General features: G+C 41.7%; 5 protein-coding genes. 1 reads left to right on the top strand and 4 read right to left on the bottom strand.

Annotation, left to right across the window (positions count from 1 at the left end; genetic code table 11):
* Positions 1–43: 43 nt before the first annotated feature.
* The 4 genes from ACTXGF_RS22510 to ACTXGF_RS22495 form a co-directional block, all read right to left on the bottom strand.
* Positions 44–5,371, bottom strand: a complete 5,328-nt coding sequence (locus ACTXGF_RS22510; protein WP_443532671.1) for a hypothetical protein — start codon at positions 5,369–5,371, stop codon at positions 44–46.
* A 139-nt stretch (positions 5,372–5,510) separates the two neighbouring features.
* The gene (locus tag ACTXGF_RS22505) at positions 5,511–7,619 is read right to left on the bottom strand and encodes a beta strand repeat-containing protein (RefSeq protein WP_443532673.1); all 2,109 of its coding nucleotides are present in this window, start codon (positions 7,617–7,619) and stop codon (positions 5,511–5,513) included.
* 77 nt (positions 7,620–7,696) lie between these two features.
* Positions 7,697–8,161 carry a hypothetical protein gene (locus ACTXGF_RS22500; RefSeq protein WP_443532674.1) on the bottom strand — a complete coding sequence of 155 codons (465 nt, stop codon included), beginning with the start codon at positions 8,159–8,161 and terminating at the stop codon, positions 7,697–7,699.
* A 241-nt stretch (positions 8,162–8,402) separates the two neighbouring features.
* Positions 8,403–10,430, bottom strand: a complete 2,028-nt coding sequence (locus ACTXGF_RS22495) for a hypothetical protein (RefSeq protein WP_443532676.1) — start codon at positions 10,428–10,430, stop codon at positions 8,403–8,405.
* A 581-nt stretch (positions 10,431–11,011) separates the two neighbouring features.
* On the opposite strand from ACTXGF_RS22495, the gene aceE reads away from it, so the two are divergent.
* Positions 11,012–13,822, top strand: coding sequence for a pyruvate dehydrogenase (acetyl-transferring), homodimeric type (gene aceE, locus ACTXGF_RS22490; RefSeq protein WP_443532678.1), 2,811 nt, complete (start codon positions 11,012–11,014; stop codon positions 13,820–13,822).
* Positions 13,823–13,830: the final 8 nt, after the last annotated feature.

The raw sequence follows: 13,830 nt of genomic DNA, 5'->3' as shown, positions 1-13,830 counted from the left end.
GTCATAAGGTTGTACTTACGACAGTATCATTAGTATAAAACAATTAAAATGCAGAATTGCTGCTCAGACGTTGGTTCTTACGTGGGTCTTCACGTTTAAATAAGTCTTCATCGAACTTAAAGCGCAATCTAAAGTAAGCACCTTGCTGAGTACTGTCGTCATAAGCAATATCTTCATCTTCAAAGCCCATGAAGTTATAACCAAGTGATAACCAAAGGTTGGTCATTGGGCTATAACCCACTTCTGCACCAAGCATATAAGCCAAGTCATTTGCCTGATCATTCCAGTAAGTACCTGCTTGTAATCCAATATCCCAGCGCTCACTGATGTCATAAAGACCGCGGCCATAAACAGCGTGAGCCGTGTTATCGCTGGTTAAGCTGTCTGCTTCGTATTCTGTATACTTACCAGCATAACGTCCAGACAAGGTTAGCGGACGCGTAGGATGGTAATTACCATTCCATGACCAAATCATGGTGTCTTTTTGATAAGCGTCATCGCCAGTATTATTATCATCCAAACGATATTCGAATTTCGCAAGCATATCTAACTGATTGCTATCGTAGTCACGATACGCAGCACCTAGCTGAAAACGATTGATAGTGCGATCGCCATCACTATAGTCAGTTCGTGAGTAGATGTCTTTGGCTAAGAAGGTAACCTCATCGGTATAGCGATAGGCGATACCAGCACTACCAAGTAGCGTATCACTTGTTTCACCCCAACGTTTTTCAAAACGTCCCGATGCTTTATAATTCTCTTTGGCAAGATATTCAACACCGATACCTGCCGCTGTTGCAGTGTTACTTTCTTCACCTTCCAGAGATTCAACACGTTCAAATAACGTATTTAAAGTTAGCCCTTCTTGAACATACCACTTGTTTTTTAGACCAATGGCTGCTTCTGCTTCGCGTGCACTGATGGCATCGCGCATGCGGTATTCGCTATAAACCTTACCATCTTTCATGTAAGTGGCATCAAAACCAACAGTGGTACGTTGACGCTCATCTGTATCATCAAGACCATAAGTACCAGATAGGCTATTAATCAAATCATGACGTGCGTATAGTCGACCTAGATTTCCGAGCGGTGTCTCACCACCGATAGAAGTTGCATTACGTGAGCTGTTTTCGATATCTTGCTCATACTCTGCAAATACCAAGCTATCATTCAACTTAGGTAGACGAGAGGTAATACGAGCACGAACAGTCGTACCTTCAATATCTTCTTCAGCGTTACTAATACTACTTAACGCTGACTGATTGATAATGTCATCATCAAACAGAGTGTCGTCTGTAATATCTACAACGTCTGTCGCTGCTTGAGTATTACGTGAGGCAGCAGTCGCGTCTTGTTTGTAATAACGAACCCCAATTTCACCAACGATGTTTTCACTTAAACGATGCTCAACGCTTGCTTGCACGCCTTCGCGGCTAGCGTCAGTAGTATGCTCTTCTGTGCGTATGCCTTCTAACTTAAGAGCAGTTTTCTTATCATTTAGAGTATGAGTAACCTCTACACCAGATTCAGTACGTCCAGCAGTAAGCGGTGATGCACCAGTGACAAAACCTTCATCAGCATCATTATAATAAGCTTTGGCAAGCGTATTTTTCTTATTATCAAAATCAAGCTCAATACGTAGTGCGTTACCTTCAACATCACTATCAGTCAGTTCTGTCGCGTTGATTTGATTACTTGACTGAAAATTTGGGTTCTCAGCTTTGTTCATCGCATATTCAGCGACTAGCTTTAACTTATCATTGAATTTAACAACACTATTAACACTAGCCAACTCTTCTTTGTTCAGTGGGTCATCGCTATTCACATAGCTACCACCGATGGCGACTTTATCCGTCAGTTGCTGCTTCGCTGCAATACCACCGACGAAGTAATCTTCACCGCCTTCATCAACTTCGACAGTGACACGGATATAGATAGGATTGCCTTCGATATCTTGACTAGCAATCGGTGCCGTCAAGAATAGGCTACGGCTGATAGGGTCAATCTCATAATCAGCAAAGCGAGTAAGCGTCTCACGATTGATAATAAGCCCAGGGTTGTTGGCGTCACGAGTAATAACTTCAACCGTTTCAGAGTTTTCTAATACCGCATCGAAGTTCTCAGCCAATGGATATGGGCCTGAAATGCCCAAACCGCGAGTCTCATTTACCCGTTGGCTAGTACTGGTCTCTGCTAAAAAGGCAGTAACGCGAGTATTGCTATCTTCAAATTGAGCTTTTAGACCAGTTAATGTACGGTTATATTGACCAAGCTTGATACCTTCGTCATCATCAATCTGAGTTTTCAAGTCACCATACATAGCGAACGAACGACCTTTATCAAGGCGCACGTAAAGCTTGCTAGTAGACTGCGCATCGAAGCCTTTAGCTGATGAATCGCCATAGACAGGATAGTATTCGCCTGGATCGATATCACGGAACAAACGCTCGCCTTTTTTATCACTATCATATGCAAGCGTTAGCAGGTAGTCGCCGCGTACTTTTCCTTTTAGGAACATCGCGGCACGACCAGAAGCTGTGTAATCATCATTGCCAGCAAAGTCATTTAGCTCTTGCTCAAATGCACCTTGAGCATCGGTAATGCTGCTACCATCAAAGTCTTTTAGTGAAATAGCACCTTCTACAATACCAACAGCAAGTAGTGGACGTAGTTGAGCAGTAAACTGTAACGGAATGATTTGTTTGCTGCTACCAGTGTCAATTACTAGCTCGCCCTTACCTGGTATGCTTGATGCGATGACTGGTATGAGTAGCTCACCACCTGATACAGTCACTTGAGTGCCAGCTTGATCTTTGCTACTGTCTTCCAAATTGATACGACCGATATTAGTATCAAGCGTAAGAGAAGTAGTACCAATATAAGGACGATTATCGCGATCTTTTAGGCTGATGACGACTTGGTATTCACTAATACCATCAGCTGGTACTAACTGTGCTTGAGTACGGTAGTCGATAGCTTCTAGGCTGTCAGGAGTTAATACCTTAATCGTCTGCTCAGAGATGACCTGACCATTTATATCAGTCGCAACACCACGTAAGGTGTTCTTGCCGCGCTGTAAATCAACAGCATAGTAATCGAAAGCCGTTACATTCTGTTTTTCTTGCTTAGCAGTTTTACCTATTTTTTGTTCTGATACAGCTTTGCCGTTGGCATATAGTGTGAACACAGACCCAAGCGGTGCCTGAACCTGTACCATTTGTTTATAAGTGCTAAGCTGCTGACCTTCGTTAAGGTTAATGAAGGCAACATCGTTACTCGCCACTTCTTTTAAGTATTCTTCGAGCTCTTTTTCTACTGGTGGCGCAACAGTGGTTACCGTCATATCAACACGGCTATCTGCTGGATTGACCATGTCATTAACGATAGCCGAATCACAGTTATTACCAAGATCTAAGTCACCATTGATATTACAACCACTAGCATCTACATTGTCGGTAGTATCGGTATCATAGTCAGGATCTAAAGTCAGCTCGGTTTTTACCGCCTGCTCTAACGTGTCATTTTTAGCTTCTACTAATTTGCTACGAGCAATTAGCTCAGCGTTTAAGCGCTCAGTGCTATCTGCCATTCCACCAACGATTGCAAAATCCGCACGATGTAATTCGCCGTATTTCAAATCAACAAAACGACTACCGGCATCACCAGCATTGCGATTGCTTTGGGTAACCAGCTCAGTTTCTCTAGGAATAGTAGTACGATCAACTTTTAGTACGTGTGTTTTAGCACTGACACCATAGAAGTTATATTTACCTTCAGGATCAGTCACGATGAAATTGCCGTTCTCCATATAGATACGTACACCAGCGACACCAAGCTCGCCGTCTTCTTTTTGCTGAATACCATCGCGGTTAATATCGTGATAGACCTTGCCGACGATAATACCATCGGTATTCATCACTCCGCGTTCTACATCAATTTTCCACTGAGCTTCTCTTGAGCCGACGCTTTGACCTTGGTCATCTCTAGCAACTGCGGTGGCGCGGTTGATACCATCGCCGCCTAGTGATGACGCACCGATGAGCACACGATAAGTAACTTTTTTACTTTCGCCAACTGCCATGTTTCCTAAGTTCAGTACCTGATATTTACCATCAGCTTTAAACTCAGTGGTCTGCGCTTGGTTGATAACAATATCAGTCGTTGGACTAACACGTACACTATTCTCAACGTAGTCAAAACCACGTGGTAAAGCGTCTTTTAGTTGTACATCGTAAGCAGTCGATTTACCGTTATTAGTAATATCGATGGTATAGCTGACATAATCACCAAGCTCTGCAGTTTTGACATCACTTTCTTTAGTGACGACTAGGCTTGCATTATTATCAATGATGTTTACTTGAGAGCTCAGATCATCGATACGTACAGTAAAATCGCTATTACTTGGTAGCTGATCAGCATCTGTACCAACAGAAGGAGCAATACACGCTTCTAGACTAGCAGTTAAAGTATCGTTAGCTAATGTCTGAATGAACTTATCATTAATAGCATTGGCGTTGTTTTGTGTCGGTGCAGTTAGACGATATTTGCCTGTATTATTACCAGTTTCAATTCCTTTGAAAGAATAAATATCACCAGTCATTGGCGACTTAACAGTAATCCATACTTGATCAGGTTTATCAGATTGCACGTTACACTGCGCGTAACTGGCATCAATATAAACGTTGTCCCCAATTTGCGAGGTGGTTTTAGTACCGTCAAATTGAGGGGTAGTAAAGTTGATTTTAGATTCAACAATAACCAGTCTGTCAATTGCTTCAACAGCTGCTATTGATGGGTCTTCTAATATGATAGCGCCAATCTTTACATCAGCGGTATCGCCATCTTCACCGTCGGCATCTGATAGAGCCTGTACGATAAGCTGAATACTCTCACTCTGACCAAGTTTGATCTGAGCGCTCAGGTTATCGAGCATGATTTGTCGATCTTCTGAATCGACCTCACCATTATTATTAAGATCTTGATAGACTTTTAAATTAGAGACAGTTGGCGATATAGCAAGTGTCAATTCAACAGTCTGATCACTATAGCTGGTGTTACTCAGTACGTTGACCCAACTTACCTGTGTATTAGGTATGACTGTGCGTAAAGCATGCTGAGTCAAACTGATACCATACTCAGGTAAGGCAGAGGCTTTTACTTGTACTTGGTTTGAGTCAGTACTGATAGTCGTACTGGTCTCACTGTCAACGTTGTAGCTGGCTTGAGCAGTGTTATTGATCAGCTGTACCAATGAATCAGTTGCAGCAGATGCGGTATTTGATTGCATAAGCAACATTGCAAATGACAGCGCAGAGATCTTCGCTGTATGCAACGTAGCACGATTAGACAGTGTCATTAAAGATTTAGTCATATGTCGCTTATCCAATAAAATATAAAGGGGTAGGGTAGTAACGCTCCAGCTTGGCTAACCAAAATCAATTAGGTCAAGCCGGAGAGTTATTCTATAAGCGTCTTGTGAAGCTTATAGACTTTGCAATATTAAATATAAATTAACGAGCGTTTTTAATCTTGATCTTAAAGGTCAAGGTGCCAACGCCGCCAGGAACTAATGTATAGTTAGTACCAAGAACCGCAGTACTGGTAGTACTAGCTGTGCCTGCAGTAGATGACGTAGTAGCAGAAGTAGCAGGTGAATTAGCTACTAAATCCGCACCAGCTGAAAAGTTAGACAACAAATCCGAAATCGTTACACCAGTAAGATTAAAACCTAATGCTGCCGAAGAAGTGTTAGTCGCCTGAATACGATAGATAACACATTGATCAGGTTTCGCCTCGAGCGCAGTATCAACAAAAGTACTTGCAGCAACGGTAGCTTCACAAGCAGCATCTAGGGATTGAGCCTTCACTAAAGTTAAGCCTCTGACATTAGTCGTATCCGTAACTGAGGTAGCAGCAGGTGGATTAATACCAGCAGGCGTTAACGTTACAACAGAAGTTTCAGTGCTACCAACAGCTGCAGCATCAGCAACAGTTGCAGGAGCAGCTACATTGCCCGACGACACATTATAGTTGATCGCTAATGTGCCACCAGGTGCAATACCATTTGGAAATTGAGCTGTTGGTAGTGTAGTGCTATTAAGAGTATATGTATTACCACCAGCAACGGTAGGTTGCAGTGTTATAGTAACCGGAGCTCCATTACCAGGCGGCGTATAAGTAGCACTAACAGGACCAGTAGCAGGTCTAACAGCCCCATTATTGCCACCATCAGCAATAGTAAAGGTCAATGGGTTAGCATTGGTACCTTCAGCATCTTGACCGCTGTTAGTAATAAGAGTTGAGTGAATAGCTTGATTAGCAGTACCTGAGGCAGGGGCAATCTCTCTAGTCGTTGGATTGCTCACTACAACCGCTCGTCTGGTGAAGTTAGTCACACCAGCAGTATCTATACCAGCGCCGTTAGCTTGATCTGCAGCAGCAGGAACTCTAGTCACATCTATATTGTTATTTGTACTATCCAAAATATTATAGTCAGTACCAAGTACAGGAGCAGCAATTAACGGACTAACCGCACCGATGAACTTATCGTAGACTTCTGCATTGTTAGTTACTGAACTATTAGCAGCTGTATACTGAGTTTTATCGACATTAACTGTGAAAGTAATTGTGCGACTTGCGCCAACGGCTAAGTTTGCTACGGCAACATTAATAGCTTGTCGAGTACCAACAGTAGAAATCGTAGCAGTGCCAGCACCAGTTACGGTCACGTCTGAGGCTGTGCCATTAGGCAAACTCAAACCTGCAGGAAGGACATCTCGGATGACAATATCAGTCGCAGCAGTACTATACTCAGTATCCACGTTAGTGACTACGATACTATAGTTGATCTGCGGATTAGCCACTGTCAAATCGACAGTACTGGTCGCTGTTTTTGCAATTTTAAAGGTAGGCAATCTCACGATAGTTTGGTTTTCGTTCACCAACGTCGCATTTGCTGGAAGATTAGCAGTAAAGAAAGTACTGGTTGCTGTTAACGTACCAACGCCTTTGTCATTACCGTTACGAGCGTCTGGCGTAGCTGCTTCATAGCTTAAGTTAGCTCTAGTACCTGGCTGTAGTTTAATAGTACCACCATTGGCTAGGGTACCTGTCTGTGCTTGACCATTTAAAGCGGCTATTTGAGCAGAACTTAGAGGAGTACCATCTGCTTGTACAATAGTAAACGTAACAGGCGCAGTACCCAAAGCATAGTCTGGCGTAGCTGTTACTAGGGCTGAGTCATTACCTGTGGTATTAACGGTATAAGTATCTGTCACGTTACCCGTATTGGTTAAAGCATGAGTAAAGGTAGTCGTACCACCTGGCGTAGCAGGTCTATTAACAGCAGTATCGTTACCAATGCTACCATCATCAACAGTCGATACGAGTGCAAAGTTAGCTGTTTCGCTAACGCTTACAGTCACTGTGTTAGAAGTAACGTTCGGCTGAGCGATACCAGCAACACTATAATTTGCGGTTGCGACGTTGGTAATTGGTGCCGCTCCTGCACTAACACCACCAGTAGTATTAGGAGTAGCTGCATTAGCACCACCAGAGATACCCATTACTGCGGCAATACCGACAGCAAGCAAGCTATAGTTAAAAGTATTTGATTTCATGTAGTACTCCAAAATGGATAGTAAAAGGCCGAATTAATAATGGAAGGGTGAAAAATAAAGGTTTAACCTTCTGTTAATTAGTTAACAGTAGTGTTTAAAGCCACAGCAGCTGATTTTTTAGCTGGTAACAACTTGATATTCCAGCGTAAGGTACGGTATTCAGAATACGGAACTTTAACCATTTTGCCATTTACCTTTTTCATTAAAGGCATATCAGCATAGTTTTTGCCATCAGTGCTGGCTTGTGCGCTGGCAGGATTTGCCTCACCAGTAAATGTCATGTTTGCAGGGATAGGCAGTGTCACCATCAGATCATTAATGTCTTTATTGATGGTATTGGTATAAGTTGCTTTGTATTGAATGACAGTACCAGCTGGTGCTGTACGTACTGGTGAATATACTGTTTTGCCATCCGCATTCTTAATGACCTGATTAGCAGTCAGTTCCATTTTTAGAGCGTCGTCAGCATGAGCAGTACCTAGCAAACAAGCAGAGGCAAAAGTTGCTAGCATGACATTATGTAAGAGGTTAAAACGTTTCATATAAAATCCTTTCTTAGAACATGACTATCAGTAAAGAGCGAACGTCGTATATCATGATGGAGGAGCTAGTAATCTAATATCATTCATCGTTTTAAAAGGCATCTATCTCCCTTTCTTTTATTTTCACGTAATTAATACAATTAATCATCACAAAGATGACAACTGGCATTTTGGAGTATACAAACGGTAAAAGCCCTGTCTGGTTAGACAGGGCTTGAGTAAATGTTTAATAAACAGGTGTTTAGTTACTAATGGTAGTACCATATTTAGTATTAAAACGAATGGCCTGACGGCGAGTAGTGGTGGTAGTACCTAAAGAAAAAGTATTGGTAGTAACTGTACCGTTATTGCCAATAGATACCGAATTTGTTGCAAATGATGGAGTACCACTATTTTCACCAATAGGTGTTGGATTGGCTAAGGTAGAGGTAATCAATGAATTATTAGAGTCATTTTTACTCTGTAGCGTATCCTTAATAACAATATCTGCTAAGGCAACATTACCGCGATTTATAGCTTCAATTCTATAAGCGATACATTGTCCAGGGATAATGTTAGATATTGGTTTTGTACTATACGCACTACTAGCACTACCGTCATAATTAACACCAATGGTGGCAAGGTTATTTAGGCTACAGTCATGGACATACTGACTTTTGATTAATACCAACGCAGCATTTTCTTGAACAACATCACCAAAATCATTGCTAGGGTAGTTGTATTTACTGTTAGTAATGTCTATTTGTAGGACATTACTCGTAGTATCTACAGAATATGTATAGTTGCTAGGCTCATTTTGAGTAACGCAAAGCCTTGTATAGCTGCCTACTTGTGCTGCCGTCAAGCTAAAACTATAAGTTCCATCATTACCAATGTTTACCGTCTGAGGTGAGAACGTACCACTATCACCTGTACATTTGTTTAGAGTAATGGTATGACCCGTAGTAAAGGGAATACCAGATTCAGTTGGTGAATCGTATTTGCCATTGAAATAAAGGCTATTATTTAAGTATTTGCTAGATATATCATCCTTAGACGGATTTAAAACATTACCATTATCATCAAAGACTATTCCTGAAAATACATAGGTAGATCTACCGTTCGTGATTGTGCACGTCCAGTTATCTCCGTAAGTCAGCTTGAGGTTTTTTGGGTCTAAACTACTAACGGATGTACCATCTGATTTTCTACATGCGTATAGGGCAGTATAGTCTGCTAAATTTGTCGATCCTGAGACTGCTTCTGTCAATGTATAGGTCTTGGTAGGATTAACCTTGAAAGTTCCTATAGTACCTGTGCCAGTCGTGACAGTATTATTCGTCCCCGTTGTAGTAACAGAAGTAATGCCGCTCGTAACTACCGAATTATCTGCATTGTCTTTAATCTGAACAGTAAATTGATCTGTATTCGTTTTACGAGAAGTCGAAAGCGCTTTTGTATATGTTAGACGCGGCTGCGGCAAGTAGCAATAACCATCAAATACAATATTAATTAGCTGATCACCAGGATTACCAAAAGTACTGAAATCATAGTAACTTAAGTCAGGATTGTTACCATAAGTCACATTCACTCTGACTACGGGCTGATCAAAAGCTACGGAAACCTTGCACTTCTCATCTACTGAATCCGTAGCACAAAGAACGCTACTAGTACTAGTAGTTTGACGATAAGGTGCAGTAGTTGTCATTCCAGCACCACTATACTTTCGAATTGGAATTACACTTGTACCTGAACTAGTAATACCTGTTATCGTAACTTGGTCAGAAAATTCAAAAAATCTAGTATTGTAAGCTACTCCCAAATAGTTTGTATCTATGTCATATATACTTAAGCTTACATTAGTAAGGGCTTGCGGTTGATCATCAAACTTATTTTTAAAAGTATACGAAACCGTACGAGTAGATTCCTTGGTAGCAAAGTCCTGAAAAAACTCGAAAGATGGGATGCTAGTGCCTATATTTTTAGTTCTATAAAAGTTGGAACCACCAGCATCTAAAGTGCCAGTAGTACTAAGGCTATTAGATGCAATGACATAGCTTTCATTTTTGAGTCCATCTAAAAGTTGATTTACCCCAAGAAGTGGTGGAGAAACAGTAGATGCTAAATTGCTGTAATCAACGCTTGAAAACTCATCAGAAATGTATCCAACAGGACATGTATTTATTGCAGCAAAAGCTAAGTAATTAGGCAGTAGTATTAATAGGGATGGTAGAGCTATCCAACGCGTTACTCTTAACTTTAGAGTCGATGGTATAATAGACGGGTTCATAATAGCTCCGAGAATAAGGATGGAATATATATAATCTTATAATAAGAATAATACTTAAATCACAATTAATATACACAAATGAGACGAATGTCTATTTATAGGGTATGAGTAGCAAGAAGTGTATTTTCGATTAGTATATTTATTAATTAGAAAAGCAGATATCTACCGCTATGGACAGTAAATTTCATCTACCTATTACGAAAATCTTGGTATCAATGGAATAATGGTTAATAATATTTACCTAACAACTAATCATTATTTATTTAAAAAATACTTGTTATTTCATCATTTCTCTACAGCCATAAACAACCAACGCGTAAACGCTTATAATGGAATGTCATAGTAATTAACGTTTGAATAGAATAGTCGTAGCATTATGACGATTTGGCAGGTGTGTTGATTTGATACATTTGTCGATATGAGTAATACTATTTTTATAATCAAGCTGTATATCATCGCACAAAACAATGGAATGCTTGGACGTAGCAAGGATGTCATAAGTAAGCCAATCTCTCATCATGCATTTTTCAATGAAGCCCTGCCATTAGGTAGGTATGACTGATATAAAAGGATTAACAAGAATGAATTATTATAAGGATGCTGATAGCACCGAAACTCAGGAATGGCTGGCAGCCTTTGAGTCTGTGGTTAAACACGCAGACAAGGACCGTGCTCAATTCCTCCTAAAAGCCTTATACAATATGGCAGTTCAAGAAGGTCTTCCGTTCAACAGACTAGACACCGCCTACGTCAATAGTATCGCTGTTGAAGATGAGCCAATGTACCCAGGCGATCTAGGCATGGAGCGTAAGATACGTGCTTTAATTCGTTATAACGCACTTGCTATGGTTATGCGTGCTAATAAAAACGACGATGATCTAGGTGGTCACTTAGCGACATTCGCTTCTAGTGCAACGCTTTATGAAACGGGTTTTAACCATTTTTTCCGCGCAGCTAGCGATCACTTCGGTGGTGACATGATTTATTATCAAGGTCACTCAGCGCCAGGTATCTATGCCCGTTCTTATTTAGAAGGTCGTTTGACCGAAGATCAGCTTGATAATTTCCGCCGTGAAGTAGGCGGCAAAGGTCTATCAAGCTATCCGCATCCATATCTAATGCCTGATTACTGGCAGTTTCCAACCGTATCGATGGGACTTGGCCCAATCATGTCTATCTATCACGCCCATGTACATCGCTATATGGAAAATCGTGGATTGCTAGAAAAAGAAGGTCGTAAGATTTGGACATTCTTAGGTGATGGTGAAACGGATGAGCCAGAAAGCTTGGGTGCTATTTCTCTGGCAGGTCGTGAGAAGCTAGACAACCTAATATGGGTAGTCAACTGTAACTTGCAGCGTCTTGATGGTCCAGTCCGTGGTAACGGTAAAATCATTCAAGAGCTAGAGTCAGTATTCCGCGGCGCAGGCTGGCGAGTTATCAAAGTCATTTGGGGTGGCAACTGGGATTCATTACTTGGTAAAGATCATACTGGCGTGCTTAAACAACGTATGGAAGAAGTGGTGGATGGCGAGTATCAGCTATATGAAGCGCGTACGCCTGAATTTACCCGCAAAGAGTTCTTTGGTAAATATCCAGAGCTAGAAGAGATGGCAGATGCGTTGACTGACGAAGAAATTTCACGTCTGAACCGTGGTGGCCATGATCCAGTTAAAGTTTACGCTGCCTTTAGCGAAGCTATGAAAACTAAAGGCCAACCGACGGTTATTTTGGTTAAGACCGTTAAAGGTTATGGTCTATCTGCACAAACGCAAGCAGTCAACAAATCGCATCAGGTGAAGAAGCTTGATCAAGAAGCGTTGATGTATTTCCGTGATCGTTTTGATTTGCCATTTACTGATGAGCAGTTAGAGACCCTACCATTCTACCGCCCTGAAGAAGGTTCGGCGGAGATGAAGTATCTTAAAGGTCGTCGTGAGTCGTTAGGTGGTCATCTGCCAAACCGTCGTAGTGGTCATATCCCATTGAATATCCCTGAGTTATCGATGTTTGATCGTGTATTAAAAGGCAGCAATGGTAAAGAGCAATCTACAACGATGGTATTTGTACGCTTACTATCTGCGATGCTCAAAAACAAAGACATCCAAGATCGCGTCGTACCCATTGTACCTGACGAAGCGCGTACATTTGGCCTAGAAGGTATGTTCCGTCAGTTAGGTATCTACTCGGCTGTTGGTCAAAAATACACGCCAGAAGACAGTGAAGCATTGATGGGCTATAAAGAAGCTATCGATGGTCACATGTTAGAAGAAGGTATCAATGAAGCAGGCGCAATGAGTACTTGGATTGCATTGGCAACCAGTTATTCTGTGAACGCATTACCGATGATTCCGATGTATATCTATTACTCAATGTTTGGTTTCCAACGTGTGGGTGATTTGGCTTGGGCGGCAGGTGATTGTCAAGCACAAGGCTTCTTATTAGGCGCAACCGCTGGTCGTACAACACTTAATGGCGAAGGCTTACAGCATCAAGATGGTCATTCACAGATTCTATTCAATGTCGTGCCAAACTGCGTCAGCTACGATCCTTGCTTTGGTTATGAGCTAGCTGTGGTCATGCATGACGGTCTACGCCGTATGTATGGTGAAGGCGAGCGCGTCTATTATTACTTGACGTTGATGAATGAAAACTACGAACAACCTGCTATGCCAGAAGGTGCCGAAGAAGGTATCAAACGTGGTATGTACTTGCTTGAAGACAATGGTTCAACACAAGTACAGCTATTAGGTTCTGGTGTTATCTTGCGTGAAGTGCAGAAGGCATCACAGATATTAAAAGACGAGTTCAATATTACGTCTAACGTCTGGAGCGTAACCAGCTTTAATGAGCTGACTCGTGATGGTATGGTTTGTGACGATTACAACCGTCTACATCCAATGGATGAAGAGAAAGTGCCTTGGGTTACTGAGCAGTTAGCACCGCACGAAGGTATCGTAGTGGCAGCGACAGATTATATGCGTAACTACTCAGAGCAGATTCGTGCTTGGTTACCAGATAACCGTCCTTACACGACTCTGGGTACCGATGGTTATGGCCGTTCTGATACGCGCGAAAACCTACGTAGTTTCTTCAATGTTGATGCGGCGCATATCGTTGTGGCAACGCTTAAACGCCTAGCGGATGAAGGTGAAGTTGAGATGCGTTTGGTTAAAGACGCGATTTCAAGCTTAGGTATCGATGTGGATCATCCACCTGCATGGCAGCAGCAGTCTTACTATGATCAGTCTCCAGATGCACCAGCACCAGGTAACGTAAATCCAAATCCTGTACCTGAGTTTATTGCTGAAGACGATGATGAAATCAGTAATGAAGATCGTGCTGAAGATCAAGCAGATGCAAATGTACTTGATGATAAAGATGTCAAATAATAATAACC

Source organism: Psychrobacter sp. 1Y6 (assembly GCF_052258385.2).
Taxonomy (GTDB): Bacteria; Pseudomonadota; Gammaproteobacteria; order Pseudomonadales; family Moraxellaceae; genus Psychrobacter.
The sequence above is the reverse complement of the archived record's forward strand: the minus strand, read 5'-3'. Positions and strand labels throughout refer to the sequence as shown.